The following is an 18,511-nucleotide window of genomic DNA, read 5'->3' as shown; positions in this document are numbered from 1 at the left end:
TTATAATACGTATGGCTCAGGTCTTGCACTTTTTCCCAATACTCTCTCAACTGAAAAATCACTAATATCAATTGTCTGATACGAGCCGGTAGTAATCAATTCTGTTAGTGCTCGTCCAATACCTGGAGCTTGCATTAATCCTCTTCCTGTAAAACCAGTAGCCATATAAACATTATCGTACTTAGGATGCTTTCCAACAACAGCATTATTATCTAATCTGTTACAATCATAATAACCTGCCCATCCCCCCGTTAATTTTAATTCTTCAAAAGCTGGTATTCTTTTTGCTAGTGCTGGCCAAACTAACTCTTCAAAATCATTCCATGCTGGCTCTAAATCATCTGCGCCAAATACTGATAATGGTGATCCTGCTAAATACTCTCCACCCTCAGGTCTCCAATAAACACCTGTAGTTAAATCACCAGTTAAAGGCATTTCTTTTATGTATGTTGGGCATTTTACTCTAAACACTGTGTGTTTTTGAGGCTCAACAGGAATGTCTTCTAATAATTCTTTAGTCCAACAACCAGCTGCCGAAACAATTGTTTTAGCATTTATCTCTGAAAGACTTTTAACCTCTCCTTTTATAAATTCTGCTCCAAGTTCTATTGCCTTACTTTTCAGTGCACTATGAAACATAAAAGGATCAATCCAACCTTCACTTTGATTATCTGTGTAAGTAGCAGTCTCAACACCTTCATCATTTATATATGAAAATACTTTTGATAGCTCTGAGCCTTTAATATTTTTTGTACCAGCATCACATTCTTTATGATTTTCTAAAGCTTTATATTGTTCTTCAGCATGTTCAGGACCAAACATCAAAAGGTAACCATTGGTCACCATACTTGCTGTTGGATTAGGATTTTTTTCAGTTTTCAATAATTCTGGTATTTGAAAAATAAATTCTCTTGCAAATTTACCAAGTAAAATATTTTCTTTTTGAAAAAATTGTCTTCTAAAACCTCCTAAAGATAAAGGAAATGAGGCTGTTTTGTAAGTTGGATCTCTTTCAATAACTTTTACTTTTCTCCCTTCTTTTGAGAGAAAATAAGCTGTTGCTGCTCCAATTATTCCACCACCAACTACAACAACATCATCCATAATTAATTCAATATTATCAAACTTGTATTCAAAATTAGAGCAAAGCAACACCAAAGTAAATATGGAATCATTAAATACGAGCTCATCATTGTGACGCGTCTAAATCTTATGATTAGATTGATAATAAATGCAATTAACACAACTAATACTATTAAAGCTAAAACCATGTTGTGAAATACAAAGAAAACTATACTCCAAGTTGCATTGAAAACTAAATGAATAAAATAAATATAAACTGTATTCATCTCTTTATTTTTCGAATGCCAATACATCCAAATAGAAATTGTCATCAATAAATATAAAATTGTCCATACTGGACCAAACACCCAGTCTGGTGGATTAAAAACAGGTTTATTTAATAGAGAATACCAAGGCTCTTTGAAAGTAACTGTAGCTAATCCTCCAATTAATGAAGCTGAAAATGTAATGATAAGAAATAATATAAATGTTACAATTTTATTTTTTAACATAATGTTTATACATAACAAAAAATGAGCAAAAAAACTATTTGGATAACTGGAGGCAGCACAGGAATAGGTAAAGCCTTGGCAATTAAATTTGCAAACAAAGGATGGAATGTTGCTGTATCTGCGAGAAGAGTTGAGCTCTTGGATGAACTTTCAAGTAATTATGAAAATATTTCATCATTCCCTTTAGATGTTACTGATAAAGCAAAATGTATAGAAGTTTTCAATCAGATTAAAACTAAGTTTGAAAATATTGATATATGTTTTTTTTCAACTGGTACATGGAATCCAAAAAAAGAAAAAGAAATCGATGTTGAACAAATGGAAGATGTTTTTAAAGTAAACTTTTTTGGAACAGTGAACTCCATTAAAGCAGTGGAACAATATTATAGAGAAAGAAAAAATGGTATAATTACTATAGTTTCATCTATTGCTGGTTATAGAGGATTACCTAATTCAACTGGTTATGGACCATCTAAATCTGCACTAAACAATTTAGCAGAAAGTTTATATTTTGATTTTAAAAGGTACAATGTTCGAGTTTGTTTAGTTTCTCCTGGATTTATTAAAACACCTATGACTGATAAAAACGATTTTAAAATGCCATTTTTGAAAACACCTGAATTTGCTGCTGATCAAATCTATGATGGCTTAATTAATAAAAATGTTTTCGAGATACATTTTCCTAAAGCACTTACTTTAACTTTAAAGTTCTTTAGTTTTCTTCCGAGTAAACTTTATTTTAAATTAGTAGGAAAGATGACTAAGCATCAAAAGAAATAATTAATCTTTAACGAATACAACAGTTAGCTCTGCTACTTTAAATCCAAACTTAGTCATTGTAGCTCTGTTGATTGCAACTCTTTCATCTTGTTTAAAAATCCAATCATCAAAAGTAATTTTTAATTCTTTTCCTTTAACTGGAACTAATAACACATACTCAAATTTAAACGCAGGTCCGTAAGAATATCCTATTGCTTTTCCAACAACGTCTCCTGCTGTACCTTCATAATTATGTTCATCTATTTTAGTAATTGTCCACTCTCGGTCTTGAACTTCACCATCGTCCCAATTAAATTTTTCTTTTAAAATTAGTTGTTTGCCATCCCATGTTCCGTCTAAATCAGCTGAAAATTGTCTTGTAACTTTTCCTGATCGATTTTGTAAAACACCCCAAGCTTTGACATTTCCTGTTAGGTATTCTTCAATAATTAATCTAGGTTCTTTATTTTTAAAATCTTCTGGTTTCATGGCACTATTATTTGAGCAACTTGTAATTAAGAAAGCCAGAATTATCAACGAAATTGATTTAATTATTTTCATATTATTGATGTTATTTATTCTGCATTGAAAATTGAATCAAATCAATATTTTTAGATTTAAATCCAGCTTCACAATAAGATAAGTAAAATTCCCACATTCTTTTAAAAGTCAGATCAAATCCTTGATTTTTAATTTGATCCCACTTTCTTAAAAACTCTTGTCTCCAGATAGCTAACGTTTCTGCATAGTGATCTGCATATGAAATGTATGAATTAATTATTAAGCCATTATCTGAAACGTATCTATTGATGCTATTTTTGTTGGGAAGAAATCCTCCTGGGAAAATGTATTTTTGAATAAAATCCTGTTTATTTTTGTATCTATCATACAAACTATCGTCAATTGTTATTGCTTGAATTGCAGCCTTTCCGCCATTTGATAAATTATCTTTTATTGTTTTAAAATAACTCTCTAAATAATTTTGCCCAACTGCCTCAATCATTTCAATTGAAGCGATCGAATTATATTTTCCTTGAAGATCTCGGTAATCTTTAATCTCAATATTTACTTTTTCATTTAGACCACATTTATGAATTCTCTCTTTTGCGTATTCGAATTGTTTTTTAGAAATAGTAATACAGTCTAACTTTACATCATATTTCTTACCTAAATATTCTGCAAAACCACCCCACCCACATCCAATCTCTAAAACCTTGTCACCAGAACTAGGTTTGATTAGATCAATTAATTTTTGGTATTTATTATTTTGCGCAACGCTTAAACTTTTTGAGCCATCATCAAAGATTGCGCTTGAGTAAGTTAAAGTATCATCTAACCATAATGAAAAGAAATCATTTCCAAGATCATAATGTTTTGCAATATTTTCCTTACTTCGACTTTTCGTATTTTTAATTATTTTATTTTTTACAAAATTAATTATAGGCAGATCAAGCAAACCTGAGAATTTATATATCACTTGAATATTTCTAGCTGTTAACTCAATTAGATCTGAAAGATTATCAGTTTCAAATTCACCTCTCATATAACTTTCTGCAAAACCAATGCTTCCACCTCTAATTAAATTATAATTAAATTTTGGATTTTTTATCTTAATATTTGCCTTTAAAGATTGATCGGGGTAACCAAAATTTAATATCTCACCTTCATAGGTAGTTATTTCAAGGTATCCATTTTTAATTTTACTTAAAAATTTAAAAACCAATTTATCTGCAGCTCTATTTAATAACATTAATTTTCAACCGTTAAATTGTTTCTTATTTTTATTTTTTTTTTAATAATCTTAATTCCTTTCATCCATAATTTAAAGGCCTCAAAATGGATTGCTGATATGATTTTTATAGTCATCAGAGGGTGCTTTAAATATGATTTTAATAATTGACTACTATTTAAGTTTGTTCTTTTTCCATCTTGAGATGCAAATAAAATTTTTCCCTCTTGATCGTATTGATCAATGATTACAGAAAGTTTTTCATCAGGATTAAGAATTCTAAAGAAATACTTACAATTCATTTCTATAAAGGGTGACACATGAAATTTTTTAGAACAATTATTTTGAATTAATTTATTTTCACTATCTACCCTAAAAACATAAGTATGTTGCTCACCAAATGTATTTTTCACCTCATATAATATAGAAACTAATTTGTCATTTTGATTGTAAACGAAAAAAATACTTAGAGGGTTAAATACATAACCAAAAATTCTTGGATAACAGAGAAGCTTAATTTTAATACCTTTAGTGTCTATTTTATTCTTTTCTAAATTATTCTTTACCCACCCTTCAAGTGAAGATCCGTCCCGTTCGCCATGATCCTTTTCATGAAAACTAATTAAATTAAACTTATTCAATGAAAAGAAGCTTATCTCCTGATCTATTTTTCTTAACTCAGATAAATCAATTAAAAGTGAGAAAACACTGTATTTAAAATAATGCTCTTTAGGTTTAAAACGTTTATGGATTACTTTTCCGTTATATATACATGAGTTAGTCATTTAGGTATTTTAGCATTTCAATCGATGATTTTATTCCATCTTCATGAAAACCGTAACCAAAATAACTCCCACAAAAAAGCAAATCTTTTTTATTTTGCAAACTAGATAGTTCTGATTGAGCGTCTAGTGCTTGTTGATCATAATAAGGGTGAGTAAATTTAACTATTTTAAGTATTTTACTCTCATCAATTTCAAAATAAGGATTAAGAGTTAAAAAAATATCCTCATCGTATTTAAGGTTTTGCAAAAGATTTAACCAATAAGTAATAGAATTTTTTTCTAAATCTTTGTCATTTATTGATGAATTCCATGAGGACCAGGCCTTTTTATTTTTTGGCATCGCTCTTTTGTCTGTATGAATATATGCAATATTTTCTTTATAACTAAAATTAGATAAAATTTTTTTCTCTTCATTGGTAGGATTATCAATCAACTTTAAAGCTTCATCAGCGTGAGCTGCTATTACAACTTTATCGTAATCAAAAAATTCACTTTCACCGCCGTAATATAAATCTAAACCTTTTGACTTTCTTATAATTTTTTTAATTTTATAATTTTTAAAATATTCACCACTTATCTTTGAAATTACTTTATTCACATAAGTTCTACTTCTATTGGTTACAGTATACCACTGAGGTCTATTTTTTAGTTTAAAGAGCCCGTGATTTTGAAAAAATTTTAAAAAGAATGTTATTGGCATCTTACTTGCTTCATAAGGTGGCATAGACCAGATTGCAGATACCATTGGTATGATATGGTAATCAATAAACATTTTTGATAGTTTATTATTTTCTAAATATTCACCTAAAGTTAGTTTTTGATCTCTAACATTTATTTGATCACTATTTTTATAAAATTTAATGATATCAAAAAACATTTTTAAAAAATTAGGATTAAACAAATTAGATCTATTAGAAAAAACTCCATTTAAACCTTTTCCACAATATTCAAAGTTTGTATTTTCTACTGATACAGAAAATGACATGTCACTTTTTTCAATCTGAACATCATTTTCTTTAAAGAAATTAATTAAATTTGGATAGGTTTGAAAATTAAATACAATAAAACCAATATCTACAGATACTTTCTTTTCATCAAAAATTAAATCTATTGTATGAGAATGACCACCAAAATGATCTTCTTTCTCAAAAAGATCTACATGATGTTTTTTTGATAAATAATATGCAGCACTTAAGCCTGATATCCCAGAACCAACTACAGCAATTTTCATTAATGGTTATGCCGCGTCTTCTTTAAACTCATCCATACTTGGACAAGTACAAAAGATATTCTTATCTCCATAAACATTGTCCACTCTTGCAACTGGTGGCCAAAATTTATTTGTTTTTAAAAACTTAGCAGGATAAGCAGCTTGCTCTCTTGTATATTTATGATCCCAATCATCTGAAGCAAGTTCTATGTCTGTATGAGGAGCATTCTTAATAGGATTGTCTACTTTATCAAACTCACCAGAATTGATCTTATCTATTTCAGATTTGATGTTAATTAAAGTATCACAAAATCTATCAAGCTCAGATAAACTCTCACTCTCAGTAGGCTCTATCATCATAGTTCCTGCAACTGGCCAAGACATTGTTGGTGCATGGAAACCATAATCGATTAATCTTTTAGCGATATCTTCCTCGGTGATACCTGTCTCACTCTTGATTGATCGAATATCTATAATACATTCATGAGCAACATTTCCATTTGAGCCTTTGTACAAAATTGGGAAATGATCTTTAAGTCTATGAGCTATATAATTTGCGTTTAAAATGGCGACCTGTGTAGCTAGTTTTAAACCTTCTGAACCCATCATTTTAATATACATCCAAGAAATTGATAAAATACTTGAGCTTCCCCAAGGGGCTGCTGAAACTGCTCCTATTCCTGTAGCAGGTCCACAATCTTTAACAACTGGATGATTAGGTAAATAAACTTGCAAATGTCTTTTACATGCAATTGGTCCCATTCCTGGTCCTCCACCACCATGAGGAATACAGAAAGTTTTGTGTAAGTTTATATGACAAACATCTGGACCAAAATTTCCAGGTCTTGCTATTCCAACAAGTGCATTTAAATTTGCACCATCCATATAAACTTGACCACCATGTTTGTGTATCAGTTCACAAATGTCTGTAATTTTTTCTTCAAATACACCGTGAGTAGACGGATATGTAACCATTAATGCTCCAAGATTTTCAGAATGTGCTTCTGCTTTTTTCTTCAAATCTTCAAAATCAACATTTCCTTCTTTATCACAATCAACAACTACAACTTTCATTCCAACCATTTGTGCACTAGCAGGATTTGTACCATGTGCTGAGCTTGGAATTAAACATATATTCCTGTTTTCTTCTCCTCTATCTAAATGATATTTTCTAATTACCATTAAGCCTGCATATTCTCCTTGAGCACCTGCGTTTGGTTGAAGTGAAACACCAGAAAAACCAGTAATTGATCTTAACCAATTTTTAAGATCAGTGAATAATGCTCTATAACCTTCCATCTGCTCTACTGGTACAAACGGATGAGGCTCAGCTAACTCTCTCCATGAAATAGGAATCATTTCTGCAGTAGCATTTAATTTCATAGTACATGAACCAAGTGCAATCATAGTTCTGTTAAGAGCTATATCTTTATCTTCTAATTTTTTTAAATATCTAAGCATCTCTGTTTCTGAATGATATGAATTAAAAACAGGATGTTCTAAGTATTTAGAAGTTCTCAGTAAATTTTTTGGTAAATTAGGTAAACTTACTGTTGGATCTTCTTTTTTAATTGACTCAGCTGCATTAAAAATTTTCAACAATTGATTTACTCTATAAACATTTTTCTTTTCATCAAAAGAAACAGCCAACATTTCAGAATTTACTCTTCTAATATTTACTTTTTGATCTAAAGCATTTTTATAGATTTGATCAGTCTTATCTTTTGTTACTATTGTAACTGTATCAAAGAAATGATCTGAATAAATTTCATATCCAGATTGTTTTAATTTATCTGCAAAATTTTTAGCTAATTGAGAAACTCTTTCTGCAATAGTTTTTATTCCATCTGGACCGTGGTAAATAGCATATGCAGCTGAAACAATTGCTAACAATGCTTGAGCAGTACAAATGTTACTTGTCGCTTTATCTCTTCTGATGTGTTGTTCTCTTGTTTGAAGAGATAATCTGTAAGCTTTGTTTCCATGTCTATCAACAGACACACCAATAATTCTTCCTGGCATAGATCTTTTAAATTCATCTTTAGTTGCAAAGAAAGCTGCATGAGGTCCACCATAACCCATTGGAATTCCAAATCTTTGAGAGCTTCCAACTGCAATATCAGCACCTAATTCTCTTGGTGTTTTAAGTAGCGCTAAAGCTAATAAATCAGAAATTAATACAGCTTTTCCATTTTTTTTATGGATTTTACTAATAGCTTCACTTGGATCTTTGATGTCTCCTAAAGTTCCAGGATATTGAAGAATTCCACAAACTAAATCCTCTTTAAGTTGATCCAATACTTTATCTTCATTGCCAACAAGTACTTTTAATCCCATTGGCTCTGCTCTTGTTTGAATTACATCAATTGTTTGTGGATGACAATTTTCTGATACAAAAACTAAATTACTATCTTTTTTATTTAACCTGTGACTTAATCCCATAGCTTCTGCAGCTGCTGTTCCTTCATCAAGCAAAGATGCGTTTGCAATATCCATACCTGTGAAATCAACAATCATTTGTTGGAAGTTTAGAAGCATTTCTAGTCTTCCTTGTGCTACTTCAGGCTGATAAGGAGTATATGATGTATACCAACCTGGATTTTCTAGAATATTTCTTAAAATTACATACGGAGTGTAAGTTCCATAGTAACCCATGCCAATAAAATTAGAATAAATTTGATTTTTTTTTGAAATTGCTTTCAATTTTCTTAATGCTTCATACTCAGAATTAGACTCTCCTATATTTAATCCATCTTTCAATTGTATCTTTTCTGGAACTGTACTTTTTATTAAATCGTCTAATGAATTAAAATTAAGCTCCTTCAGCATTTTATTTTGATCTTCTTCTGAAGGGCCAATGTGTCTTTTTAAAAAGTCTTTTTGTGAGTTATGTAACATTAGCTAGCACTCTCCTTTGCAAATTTATCGTATTCTTCTTTGTTCATTAAGCTGTCAATTTCTGAACTATCTTTCAATTTAAGTTTAAAAAACCAAGCTGATCCTTCAGGGTCTTCATTAATCTTTGCAGGATCATCTACTATAGCTTGGTTGGTATCTACAACTTCACCACTTACTGGAGTATAAACATCACTTGCAGCTTTAGTAGACTCAACTACTCCTGCTGTACCATCTTTTTCAACATTCGAACCTTTTTCTGGTAACTCAGCAAAAACAATATCTCCTAACATTTCTGTTGCATGTTTTGTAATTCCAATGGTAGCAACATCGCCCTCCACTGTAATCCACTCGTGTTCTTTTGAAAATTTAACTTCACTCATTAGTTTACTCCTTTCACGTAACTTTTTTTATAAAATGGTAACCCACAAACACTTGCAGGATGTTTTTTTCCTCTTACTTCAAGTAAAATTTTTGTATCGACTTTAGAAAACTCTTTATCAATGTAGCCCATTGCTATTGGGCCATTTACACTCGGACCAAAAGTTCCACTGGTAACCTCGCCAATAAGTTTTTCTGACTCATCAAAGATTTTAGTTTTTTCTCTAGCAATCAATCTTCCTTCTGGCTTAATCCCAATTCTAATTTTAGATGTACCTTCTTGTATTTCTTTCATAATTTTATCAGAACCAACAAATCCACCATTTGAAATTCTCTCTTTAGAAATCGCCCACTTTAAGTTTGCTTCAATTGGTGTTTTTTCTGTATCAAGTTCATGACCATATAAGCACAATCCAGCCTCTAATCTCAAGGTATCTCTTGCCCCAAGTCCTATAAGTTGTGCTCCTTTTTCCATCAAATTTTGAGTAAATCCTTCAGCTAAATCGTTATTTATTGATACTTCAAAACCATCCTCTCCTGTGTATCCAGATCTTGTTACAAAAACTTTCTGATCTTTATAATCAAACCAGTTCCCTGTCATAAAATTAAGTTTTTCAACACCCTCTATTATATTGTTTAAAATCTCAACTGACTTTGGACCCTGGATTGCAATTAATGCTCTTTGATCATCAAGAACCATTTCATATTTACTTTTAAGTAAATCTGATAAAATTTTAAAATCATTGTCTTTGCATGCTGCGTTTAAAATAATTAAATATCCTTTTTCAATTTTAGTGATTATCAAATCATCATGAATTCCAGCACTATCGTTCATTAAAAAACTATATTTAGAACAGTTTTGTTTCAAATTTTTTAAATCAAGTGGAAAAATTTTTTCAAGATCAGCAGTTAATTCCTCTCCACCATGAATAAATAATTGACCCATATGAGACACATCAAAAATACCTGCATTTGATCTTGTGAATTTATGTTCTTCAACAATTCCTTTGCTGTATTGTATGGGCATTTCATATCCAGCGAATTCCACAAATTTCGCTTGGTTATCTTTATGAAGTTTATTTAATGATGTTTTTTTTCCCATACTAACTCTGTCGTACCCATCTGTATTTTTGCCTGAGAGTTTTACTCCTTCGGCGAGAACTCAATCTCTTTCCAGAGTTAATATAATACGGTCCTTTTACCTGAGAGTTTCCTGGGTGGTTGCTCCTTCGGTGTCACAAACTTTGTGATCTCTCCCGTTGACAAATATTCTAATAAATACGGTTTAATGTCAAATGTTATTAGATCGCTTTTTTTTCTGAGGTATATAAATTGTAAAATTGAAGTAAAACTGCAAAAATAACTATTGACCCTCCAATAATTACTATGAACGGTGGCTGTTCATTTATAAACAACCACGCCCATAAAGGACCTAGTACTGCTTCTGTGAGCATTATGATTCCAACCATTGCTGATGGTGTTCGTTGAGCTCCGATAGTAATAAATATAAAACCTAATCCTAATTGTAAAAACCCAGCTAAAAATCCTAAAAAGATATCATTAGGAGATATCATTATTTTTTCTGACATTAGGAAACCTATTAACAACGCAAAAACACCTGCAACAAATTGAGCAGGAACCATATCAACATTTGGATATTTTCTTACTACTAAAATTAATGTAGCAAATGATATTGGCATTATGAAAGCTGCAATATTTCCAGACATTTGACCTGGAGATAAAGAACTTCCGACCATTAAAAGTATTCCTGAAATCGCAAGAATTATTGAAGTAAGAGTGATTGCTGAAATTTTTTCTTTTAAAAAAAAGTAACCAAATATTGCTAGGAAGATTGTTTGTGTTTGAATAATAAAATTAGCATTAGCAACTGTTGTGTTATACATCGCAAATACATAACCACTAAAACCGAGTGATAAAATAAATCCACCAAAGAAACCAGGAAATCCTAAATTATTAAAGGATCTAAATACTTGTTTTTTATAAGTTAAAGTTAAATACAAGCTAATAACAATTAGAAAAAATACTGTTCTCCAAAATAATATTTGCCAAAGGGTTGCTCCCTCAAATGATTTTACAATCAAACCCCCAAAACTAAGACTACACGCACCTAGAAAAACTAAAAATGGTCCTGGAAGTTTTCTAATAATATTCATTATATTTGATTAAGTAGATTCTGAGTGTCCATCTCATATAATTTAAATAAAGTTTCAGCATCAGATAAATTTATCTCTTTAAATTTTATTTTTGAGCCTGGTGATATTTGTACCAATCGATCATAATCAACACTAGCTACTACACCAATTTTTGGATACCCTCCAATAGTACCATGATCTGAAAGCATAATAATTGGGTTTCCATCTGCAGGTACTTGGATGACGCCTTTTAACAACCCTTCTGATTTAATATTAGTATTTACAATGTTTTCAATTTTTTGACCTTCTAACCTCATTCCCATTCTGTCTGAGAGTTTTGATACAGAAAATTCTTTTTCAAAAAATATCTTTTTTCCTTCCTCTGAAAAATAATCAAAGTTTGGTCCTTTTATTACTCTGATATTTTCAACTTTAGAATTGATGTAGTTAGTTTTTTTTTTACTTTGTTTTGTATTAATATTTAAGATATTTATTTTTTGACCGTTCTCTAATTTTTTTCCATCATTTGATCCGATATTTGCCTTGGTATTTATAGAGCAACTATTCCATTGAAATTTTAAATCTAATTCTCCACCAACTGCTAAATAGCCATAAACTGATTTATTTGTTGAGATAAGATTGATTTCATCTCCACTTTCGATTTGATAACTCTCATAACAATTACCATCAATTTCTATACCATTTTTAATAATTTTAAAAACCACATCACCTGTAACCGAAATATTAATTTTATCTCCAGAATATTTTAAATGTGGTCCTTGATACGCAAATTCTATCACTGGTGAATTTAATTTATTACCTGCCAGCTTATTAGCTAAACTATAATTTCTATTATCCATCGCTCCACTAAATGGAATTCCTATATGATATAAATTGTTTCTTCCTTGGTCTTGAAAGGTTGTGTTTACTCCAGCTCTTATAATTTCGAAATTATTTGTCATTGTAGCTATTATATTTTTCAAGATTTATTTGTTTAAAAACTACTATATCACCAGGATTTATTAAATTTGGCTCTTCCTCTTTTGAATTATCAAAAACATCTACAGGTGTATTACCAAGTATGTTCCATCCACCAGGGCTTTCAAATGTATAAATATTTGCAAATTGTTCAGTTAAAGCAACTGATCCTTTGGGGACTTTTACTCTTGGTGTTTCTAATCTTGGTACTCTCATATTTTCATCCAAATCACCTAAAAAAGGCATACCGGCAATAAATCCGGTCATATAACAAAAATATTCCTTACTAAAAAAATTTTCTAAAATTTTATCTCGATTAATATTTAATTTTTCTTCTAATCTTTTTATATCAAGAGAAAATTTATCATCACAACAAACTGGAATTTCTATTTTATTACTATTGTTATCTTGAGTTTCATTAACATTTAAATTTTCAATTAATTTTTTAATCTCTTTAAAGTTTGTTTTTCTAAGGTCGTAGGAAACTATTAATTTATTATAAGAAGGAGTAAGATTATTTATACTTTGAACATTCTCTTTTTTTAAAGCTTTAAAATATTTTATTACTTCAGAGTTAACTGATTTATTTACCTCTACACCAAAATCGCAATAAACAGCTGCGTCACCAAGATTTGATATATTTTTTATCATGGCATGTTATACTTCAACAATTAGAACTATGGAAATTAATATAAATTGTGATTTAGGTGAAAAATCAAAACACCATTCAAATAAATATGATCCAGACTTACTTGATATAGTAAATTCTGCTAACGTAGCATGTGGATTTCATGCTGGTGATGAAGAATCTATGAACCAAGTGGTTCAAATATCAAAAAAAAATGGTGTTAGTATTGGAGCCCACCCATCATTTAACGACCCAGAAAACTTTGGAAGACAAAGAATGGAGCTTGCACCTGAAGAAGTTAGAAAATTAATTATTGACCAATATGAAATTTTACAAAAAATTGCTCAAGATCATGGAGAAAATGTTACTCATATAAAACCACATGGAGCGTTAAATAATATGGCGTGTGAAGATATTGATCTGGCAACTACTTTAGCGAAAGCAATCAATGAAATAAGTAAAGATTTGATCTATTTAGTTCCTACTGGCTCTAAAATGGAACAAGCAGCTAAAAAATTAGATATGAAAATTGCCTGTGAAATTTTTGCAGATAGAACCTATGAAGATGATGGAAATTTAGTTTCTAGAAAAAAATCACATGCATTAATCACTGATCCTGAGGAAGCTAAAAAACATGTATTGAGTATGGTAAAAAATCAGGCACTGAATTGTCACAGCGGAAAGCAAATACCTTGTGAAATCGACTCTGTATGCATACATGGTGATAATGAGAGTTCACTTGCGACAGCAAGATCAATTAGAGAAAATTTAATTGAAAATGGACTTAATTTAAAACCTTTAAGCCAAATGGAGAAATTTTTATAATGATTAAAAAAATATTTACTGCTTTGATATTTGTTTTGTTTGCGTCCAATGCAATGTCAGCAGGTTCAGACTCAACACCGAAGAAGGTAAAGTCAGATTACGATAAAGCAGTACAATCAATCAAATTTGCAAAAAAATATGAAAAAAAAGGTAAATTAGAAAAAGCTAAAAAAAGATATGCCAAAGCTCAAAAGCTTCTTCTCAAATCTAATAAAGAAAAGCCTCTTCAAGCAGATACTTTAAACTATCTCGGTTTTACAACTAGAAAACTTGGCGATTACGAAAATGGAGAAAAATATTATCTTTTAGGTTTAGAAATTGATCCAAATCATAAAGGTATTAACGAATACCTTGGTGAACTTTATGTTGTCACAAATAGAATGGATTTGGCTAAAGAAAGGCTTAAAGTGTTAGAAACTTGTAATTGTGAAGAATATAACGAGTTAAAAGAAATAATCGAAGGAACAAAGAAATCTAAATACTAATTTAATGCTAGATATTCAAGATCCATTAGAAGCAAGAAAAGTTATAAGAGAAAATAATTACAAAGAACAAACTGCAGGTGCTGCTAATAAGTATGTTCAAGGAAATCTTTGTATCTTACCAAGCAAATATGCAATGGACTTTGCTTCTTTCTGTCAAAAAAATCCAAAACCTTGTCCATTAATTGGATTTGGTACAAAAGGAGATCCTTCATTAAAAGATCTTGGTGATATTGATATTAGAACTGATGTTCCACAATATAGAGTATGGGAAAAAGGAAAATTAGTTGACGAACCATATGATATAAAAAAATATTGGAACGAAGATTTAACAACTTTTGTTCTTGGATGTTCGATGTCTTTTGAGCTGCCTTTAATTGAAGCTGGTATTCCAATTCAACATATAGAAAACAATACTATTGTTCCGATGTATAAAACTTCAATAGATTGTGAACCTGCAGGACAGTTTTCAGGAAAACTAGTTGTGTCTATGAGACCATTAAGTTCAAAGGATACGATTAGATCAATTCAAATTAGTTCAAGATTTCCTGCCGTACATGGTGCACCTGTGCATGTTGGTAATCCTGATGAAATTGGAATTAAAGATATAATGAAACCTGAATATGGTGATGCACCTAGAACAATAAAGAACAACGAAATTCCTGTATTTTGGGCGTGTGGTGTTACTCCTCAATCTGTTTTAGAAAATTCAAAACCTGATTTTTGTATTACTCACAGTCCAGGTAAAATGCTTATTACTGATAAACTAAATAACGATCTTGCTGCTTTTTAATTAATTTCCTAAAAAAACTTTAGTAACTTTTTCATTATCAATTAAATCTTCAGATTTACCGTCGATAACTAATCTTCCACTTTCTAAAACGTACCCTCTATCTGCCATACTAAGAGCTAATCTCACATTTTGCTCTACAAACAAAATTGAAATACCTTCTGCAACAATATTTTTAAATATCTTAATTAAGTCCTTCATGACCATTGGCGACAAACCTAAAAAAGGCTCATCGACCATCAAAAGTTTAGGTAAACCCATCATTCCTCTTGCTATAGCCAACATTTGTTGCTCACCACCTGACATTGTTTTTGCTAACTGATCCGATCTAGTTTCTAGTTTTGGAAAAATTTTATAAACCTTATTTAATGAATTTGTTAACTCTTCTTTTGCTTTTGGATGCCAAGCACCCAATAAAAGATTTTGTTTAACTGTAAGATGAGGAAAAACTCTTCTTCTTTCAAGTACATGTGAAATTCCTAACTCGGTTCTTTTATAAGTTGGAATATTTGAAATCAAAGTATTATCAAAAGTAATAGACCCCTTTTTATGTTCAACAAGATTACTTATAGTATTTAAAACAGTGCTTTTGCCAGATCCGTTTGGTCCTAAAAGTGCAACCATTTCAGCTTTATTTACATTAATAGAAACATCCCAGATAACCTGAAAATCATCATATAAAACATCAATATTTTTTACATCAAGCAGCATCAAAAGTTCCTAGGTAGGCATCTATTACTTGTTTATTATTTTGAATTTCTTTTGGTTCTCCAAATGCAATTCTTTTTCCTTGATCTAATGCAAGAACGTTGTCAGAAATTTCCATGATAATATTTATGTTATGTTCTATTGTAATAATTGTTACACCAGTTTTTTTTAATTTTTTAACAAGTTCAACAAGTCCAGGGATAGTCTTTTGGTCCACACCGCCTGTTACCTCATCCATCAAAAGTAATTTGGGATCAATAGCCATAGCTCTAGCCATTTCTAATCTTTTCCTTTGTCCAGTTGATAACTCTTTTGCAAAATGATGTCTTTTCTCAATCAAATCTACAAAGTCAATAATCTCTAAGGCTCTATCTCTTGCTCTTTTAATATCTTTTTCTTTTACAAATGCTCCTATCATTACATTTTCAAGTAATGTTTGATCTGCAAATGGTTTTAGTTTTTGAAAAGTTCTCCCTACTCCAAGATTACTAATTTTATCAGGACTAATTCCAAAAATATTTCTTTCAAAAAATTTTACTTTTCCAGTATCTGGTTTTGTAAAACCAGTAATCAAATCAAATAAAGTAGATTTCCCAGCACCATTAGGTCCTATAACTCCTAAAATAGATCCTTCTTCGACATCAAAAGAAATATCTCTATTTGCATGGATTCCACCAAAAGATTTACTTAGATTTTCAACTGTTAATATTTTCATCGTTGTTTTTTTCTTTCTAAAATATCTTTAGGAATAAATGAGATCAGACCATTTGGTCTAAAAATGCAAATAATCATTAAAATCAAACCATAAAAAATTAAATCAACAGCACCGCCTGTACCTCCTAAATAAATTCTTGAATATTCTGAAATTGGCACAAGTATTGCAGCACCTATAATTGGACCCCAAACATTTCCAATTCCACCTAGTACTGTGATTAATAGAACTATAATTGATATCTCAATATTAAAAACTCTGTCTGGATCAATAATTAAAATATATTGAGCAAACAAACTACCCATTGGAGCCATGATCATTGCTGAAATCACATAAGCTATAATTTTATAGTTTGAAACATTTATGCATAAACTTAATGCTGCTTGTGGATCGTCTCTAACTGCTCTTAATCTGTAACCTAGTTTTGATCTACTTAGTAACCAAACTAAAAAGAATGTGATTAAAAAGAATATTAAAAAAACATAATAATATGGAGCTTTACTGCTATGAAACTGCAATGCAGACCATGAATCTTCTGGTGTCATTGTCACCCATAATCCTGATGCAGCTCCTACTAAATCCCATCTTTGAAAAACTACTTGGAAACTTATTCCAATTAATAAAGTGGCAATTGCAAAGTAGTGACCACTTAACCTTAGCATTGGTATACCAATTAACACAGCAAAAATTCCTGAAACAAACATACCAAAAAATATACTGACCCAAGGTGTTATTCCGTACTCCATATAAAAAAATGAAGTTGCATAGGCACCTATTCCAAAAAATGCTCCATGACCTAAACTGATTTGACCAGAAAAACCTGCAATTACATTCCAAGACTGAGCCATAACTGCATGCATAAAAATCATAATAAATAAATGGAGATAAAATGAATTCATCCCAAAAAGTGGAAGAGCAAACAAAAGTATAACTAAGCCAGCAATAATTGATATTACTCTATTATTCGTATTCCAAATTGGTTCTGATTTTGCAATTGCTAACTTACTATCCATTAATACCTACCAAACAGACCTTGAGGTTTATAAATCACAACTAAAAGATAAATTGCAAATACATATAAAAGTTTAAATGACGGATCGATCAGTAATCCACCTAAAGATTCTACTAATCCAATAATTATACCAGCATACAAACACCCAATAATACTTCCAAAACCTCCTAATGCTACTGCAACGAAAGCAAATAATGCAAAATTAATACCAACATCAGTAAAAATAAAAAAATAGTTTGCCATCATTCCACCCGCTACACCTACACAACCAAGTCCAATCGCCCAACCAATTGCAAACATTTTATTTGATGGAATTCCTAAAATTTCCGCAGCGTGTCTATCTTGTGCTGTTGCTTGAAGAGCTAATCCAGTCTCTGTTTTTGTTACAAACCAATACAAACCAAAAAATGCGACTAAACAAACAAGACTTGCATACAATTGGGGCTGCCCAATAAACACAGATCCAATTTCAATACGTCCCTCTAGTAAAGGCTTATCAACGTTTCTAAAGTCTGGTGTCCATAATAATTGAGCAATTGATCTGATAAAAATAGACAATCCAAATGTTGCACAAATTTGGATAAGCATTTTTGCTTTTAAAATGTATCGAATTAAAAAATAATGAGTAACAATTCCACAAAATGCCAACAAAAGTATAGTAATTGGAATTGAAAACAGTGGATCTAAACCAAATAAAGACCAAAGCCAAAATGATGAAAACATAGACAACATCAAATGCTCTCCATGAGCAAAGTTTACAATTTCCATTAATCCAAAAATTAAACTTAAGCCTGCTGCGATTAATGCATAGATTAATCCCATCATTAAGCCTGTGACTATAGCTTGAATTATAATTTCAGAAGTCATTTGGTTTATTATTAAAGTATATA

Annotated in this window: 20 protein-coding genes and 1 riboswitch; of the genes, 4 read left to right on the top strand and 16 right to left on the bottom strand. The window is 30.6% G+C overall.

The genetic code is table 11. The features are described 5' to 3' along the window. Positions 1 to 1,104 (bottom strand): NAD(P)/FAD-dependent oxidoreductase, encoded by a 1,104-nt coding sequence (locus tag ACTTA0_RS03205; protein ID WP_440676069.1) that lies wholly within the window; start codon positions 1,102 to 1,104, stop codon positions 1 to 3. Between the two features lie 2 nt (positions 1,105 to 1,106). Then, positions 1,107 to 1,574, bottom strand: coding sequence for a TspO/MBR family protein (locus ACTTA0_RS03200; RefSeq protein ID WP_440676068.1), 468 nt, complete (start codon positions 1,572 to 1,574; stop codon positions 1,107 to 1,109). 21 nt (positions 1,575 to 1,595) lie between these two features. On the opposite strand from ACTTA0_RS03200, the gene ACTTA0_RS03195 reads away from it, so the two are divergent. Further along, entirely contained in the window at positions 1,596 to 2,354 is a 759-nt protein-coding gene (locus ACTTA0_RS03195) for an SDR family NAD(P)-dependent oxidoreductase (RefSeq protein ID WP_440676067.1), read from the top strand. On the opposite strand, the gene ACTTA0_RS03190 is transcribed toward ACTTA0_RS03195, so the two are convergent. From ACTTA0_RS03190 to ACTTA0_RS03145, 10 genes are all read right to left on the bottom strand, one after another. Continuing rightward, positions 2,355 to 2,894, bottom strand: coding sequence for a DUF3833 domain-containing protein (locus ACTTA0_RS03190; RefSeq protein ID WP_440613940.1), 540 nt, complete (start codon positions 2,892 to 2,894; stop codon positions 2,355 to 2,357). Between the two features lie 10 nt (positions 2,895 to 2,904). Beyond that, positions 2,905 to 4,083: a class I SAM-dependent methyltransferase gene (locus ACTTA0_RS03185; RefSeq protein ID WP_440676066.1), complete on the bottom strand. Its 1,179-nt coding sequence runs from the start codon at positions 4,081 to 4,083 to the stop codon at positions 2,905 to 2,907. Continuing rightward, positions 4,083 to 4,847: a DUF1365 domain-containing protein gene (locus ACTTA0_RS03180; protein ID WP_440676065.1), complete on the bottom strand. Its 765-nt coding sequence runs from the start codon at positions 4,845 to 4,847 to the stop codon at positions 4,083 to 4,085. The genes ACTTA0_RS03185 and ACTTA0_RS03180 overlap by 1 nt, the downstream gene beginning before the upstream one ends. Then, positions 4,840 to 6,078 (bottom strand): NAD(P)/FAD-dependent oxidoreductase, encoded by a 1,239-nt coding sequence (locus ACTTA0_RS03175; protein ID WP_440676064.1) that lies wholly within the window; start codon positions 6,076 to 6,078, stop codon positions 4,840 to 4,842. The genes ACTTA0_RS03180 and ACTTA0_RS03175 overlap by 8 nt, the downstream gene beginning before the upstream one ends. Positions 6,079 to 6,084: 6 nt before the next feature. After that, positions 6,085 to 8,955, bottom strand: coding sequence for an aminomethyl-transferring glycine dehydrogenase (gene gcvP / locus ACTTA0_RS03170; RefSeq protein ID WP_440676063.1), 2,871 nt, complete (start codon positions 8,953 to 8,955; stop codon positions 6,085 to 6,087). After that, a complete protein-coding gene (gcvH, locus tag ACTTA0_RS03165) occupies positions 8,955 to 9,335 on the bottom strand; it encodes a glycine cleavage system protein GcvH (protein WP_440676062.1) in 381 nt (126 codons plus the stop codon). Before gcvH ends, gcvP begins: the two co-directional genes overlap by 1 nt. Further along, entirely contained in the window at positions 9,335 to 10,435 is a 1,101-nt protein-coding gene (gcvT, locus tag ACTTA0_RS03160; protein ID WP_440676061.1) for a glycine cleavage system aminomethyltransferase GcvT, read from the bottom strand. Before gcvT ends, gcvH begins: the two co-directional genes overlap by 1 nt. Before the next feature lie 78 nt (positions 10,436 to 10,513). Continuing rightward, a riboswitch (glycine riboswitch) is annotated at positions 10,514 to 10,602 on the bottom strand. A 32-nt stretch (positions 10,603 to 10,634) separates the two neighbouring features. Then, positions 10,635 to 11,507: a DMT family transporter gene (locus ACTTA0_RS03155; RefSeq protein ID WP_440676060.1), complete on the bottom strand. Its 873-nt coding sequence runs from the start codon at positions 11,505 to 11,507 to the stop codon at positions 10,635 to 10,637. Next, entirely contained in the window at positions 11,507 to 12,448 is a 942-nt protein-coding gene (locus ACTTA0_RS03150; protein WP_440676059.1) for a biotin-dependent carboxyltransferase family protein, read from the bottom strand. Before ACTTA0_RS03150 ends, ACTTA0_RS03155 begins: the two co-directional genes overlap by 1 nt. Then, positions 12,438 to 13,115: an allophanate hydrolase subunit 1 gene (locus ACTTA0_RS03145; protein WP_440676058.1), complete on the bottom strand. Its 678-nt coding sequence runs from the start codon at positions 13,113 to 13,115 to the stop codon at positions 12,438 to 12,440. The genes ACTTA0_RS03150 and ACTTA0_RS03145 overlap by 11 nt, the downstream gene beginning before the upstream one ends. 28 nt (positions 13,116 to 13,143) lie before the next feature. On the opposite strand from ACTTA0_RS03145, the gene ACTTA0_RS03140 reads away from it, so the two are divergent. Genes ACTTA0_RS03140 through ACTTA0_RS03130 form a run of 3 tightly spaced genes read left to right on the top strand, consistent with a single transcriptional unit; the run spans position 13,144 to position 15,192 of the window. Then, positions 13,144 to 13,917: a 5-oxoprolinase subunit PxpA gene (locus ACTTA0_RS03140; protein WP_440676057.1), complete on the top strand. Its 774-nt coding sequence runs from the start codon at positions 13,144 to 13,146 to the stop codon at positions 13,915 to 13,917. Next, positions 13,917 to 14,402 carry a tetratricopeptide repeat protein gene (locus ACTTA0_RS03135; RefSeq protein ID WP_440676056.1) on the top strand — a complete coding sequence of 162 codons (486 nt, stop codon included), beginning with the start codon at positions 13,917 to 13,919 and terminating at the stop codon, positions 14,400 to 14,402. The genes ACTTA0_RS03140 and ACTTA0_RS03135 overlap by 1 nt, the downstream gene beginning before the upstream one ends. Positions 14,403 to 14,406: 4 nt before the next feature. Then, positions 14,407 to 15,192 carry a putative hydro-lyase gene (locus ACTTA0_RS03130; RefSeq protein WP_440676055.1) on the top strand — a complete coding sequence of 262 codons (786 nt, stop codon included), beginning with the start codon at positions 14,407 to 14,409 and terminating at the stop codon, positions 15,190 to 15,192. Here the strand turns inward: ACTTA0_RS03130 and ACTTA0_RS03125 are convergent, their stop codons facing one another. Genes ACTTA0_RS03125 through ACTTA0_RS03110 form a run of 4 tightly spaced genes read right to left on the bottom strand, consistent with a single transcriptional unit; the run spans position 15,193 to position 18,488 of the window. Then, positions 15,193 to 15,900: an ABC transporter ATP-binding protein gene (locus ACTTA0_RS03125; protein WP_440618726.1), complete on the bottom strand. Its 708-nt coding sequence runs from the start codon at positions 15,898 to 15,900 to the stop codon at positions 15,193 to 15,195. It lies immediately after the preceding gene. Next, entirely contained in the window at positions 15,890 to 16,612 is a 723-nt protein-coding gene (locus tag ACTTA0_RS03120) for an ABC transporter ATP-binding protein (RefSeq protein WP_440676054.1), read from the bottom strand. The genes ACTTA0_RS03125 and ACTTA0_RS03120 overlap by 11 nt, the downstream gene beginning before the upstream one ends. Next, positions 16,609 to 17,622 carry a branched-chain amino acid ABC transporter permease gene (locus tag ACTTA0_RS03115; RefSeq protein ID WP_440676053.1) on the bottom strand — a complete coding sequence of 338 codons (1,014 nt, stop codon included), beginning with the start codon at positions 17,620 to 17,622 and terminating at the stop codon, positions 16,609 to 16,611. The genes ACTTA0_RS03120 and ACTTA0_RS03115 overlap by 4 nt, the downstream gene beginning before the upstream one ends. After that, positions 17,622 to 18,488 carry a branched-chain amino acid ABC transporter permease gene (locus ACTTA0_RS03110; protein ID WP_440635302.1) on the bottom strand — a complete coding sequence of 289 codons (867 nt, stop codon included), beginning with the start codon at positions 18,486 to 18,488 and terminating at the stop codon, positions 17,622 to 17,624. The genes ACTTA0_RS03115 and ACTTA0_RS03110 overlap by 1 nt, the downstream gene beginning before the upstream one ends. Positions 18,489 to 18,511: the final 23 nt, after the last annotated feature.

Source organism: Candidatus Pelagibacter sp. HIMB1593, assembly GCF_052047755.1.
Taxonomy (GTDB): domain Bacteria; phylum Pseudomonadota; class Alphaproteobacteria; order Pelagibacterales; family Pelagibacteraceae; genus Pelagibacter.
This window is presented reverse-complemented; position numbering and strand designations above follow the sequence as displayed.

Bases quoted from the DNA above. Each gene is read 5' to 3' on its own strand.
- ACTTA0_RS03205 (WP_440676069.1), bottom strand. From the start codon at position 1,104: ATGGATGATGTTGTTGTAGTTGGTGGTGGAATAATTGGAGCAGCAACA.
- ACTTA0_RS03200 (WP_440676068.1), bottom strand. From the start codon at position 1,574: ATGTTAAAAAATAAAATTGTAACATTTATATTATTTCTTATCATTACA.
- ACTTA0_RS03195 (WP_440676067.1), top strand. From the start codon at position 1,596: ATGAGCAAAAAAACTATTTGGATAACTGGAGGCAGCACAGGAATAGGT.
- ACTTA0_RS03190 (WP_440613940.1), bottom strand. From the start codon at position 2,894: ATGAAAATAATTAAATCAATTTCGTTGATAATTCTGGCTTTCTTAATT.
- ACTTA0_RS03185 (WP_440676066.1), bottom strand. From the start codon at position 4,083: ATGTTATTAAATAGAGCTGCAGATAAATTGGTTTTTAAATTTTTAAGT.
- ACTTA0_RS03180 (WP_440676065.1), bottom strand. From the start codon at position 4,847: ATGACTAACTCATGTATATATAACGGAAAAGTAATCCATAAACGTTTT.
- ACTTA0_RS03175 (WP_440676064.1), bottom strand. From the start codon at position 6,078: ATGAAAATTGCTGTAGTTGGTTCTGGGATATCAGGCTTAAGTGCTGCA.
- gcvP (WP_440676063.1), bottom strand. From the start codon at position 8,955: ATGTTACATAACTCACAAAAAGACTTTTTAAAAAGACACATTGGCCCT.
- gcvH (WP_440676062.1), bottom strand. From the start codon at position 9,335: ATGAGTGAAGTTAAATTTTCAAAAGAACACGAGTGGATTACAGTGGAG.
- gcvT (WP_440676061.1), bottom strand. From the start codon at position 10,435: ATGGGAAAAAAAACATCATTAAATAAACTTCATAAAGATAACCAAGCG.
- ACTTA0_RS03155 (WP_440676060.1), bottom strand. From the start codon at position 11,507: ATGAATATTATTAGAAAACTTCCAGGACCATTTTTAGTTTTTCTAGGT.
- ACTTA0_RS03150 (WP_440676059.1), bottom strand. From the start codon at position 12,448: ATGACAAATAATTTCGAAATTATAAGAGCTGGAGTAAACACAACCTTT.
- ACTTA0_RS03145 (WP_440676058.1), bottom strand. From the start codon at position 13,115: ATGATAAAAAATATATCAAATCTTGGTGACGCAGCTGTTTATTGCGAT.
- ACTTA0_RS03140 (WP_440676057.1), top strand. From the start codon at position 13,144: ATGGAAATTAATATAAATTGTGATTTAGGTGAAAAATCAAAACACCAT.
- ACTTA0_RS03135 (WP_440676056.1), top strand. From the start codon at position 13,917: ATGATTAAAAAAATATTTACTGCTTTGATATTTGTTTTGTTTGCGTCC.
- ACTTA0_RS03130 (WP_440676055.1), top strand. From the start codon at position 14,407: ATGCTAGATATTCAAGATCCATTAGAAGCAAGAAAAGTTATAAGAGAA.
- ACTTA0_RS03125 (WP_440618726.1), bottom strand. From the start codon at position 15,900: ATGCTGCTTGATGTAAAAAATATTGATGTTTTATATGATGATTTTCAG.
- ACTTA0_RS03120 (WP_440676054.1), bottom strand. From the start codon at position 16,612: ATGAAAATATTAACAGTTGAAAATCTAAGTAAATCTTTTGGTGGAATC.
- ACTTA0_RS03115 (WP_440676053.1), bottom strand. From the start codon at position 17,622: ATGGATAGTAAGTTAGCAATTGCAAAATCAGAACCAATTTGGAATACG.
- ACTTA0_RS03110 (WP_440635302.1), bottom strand. From the start codon at position 18,488: ATGACTTCTGAAATTATAATTCAAGCTATAGTCACAGGCTTAATGATG.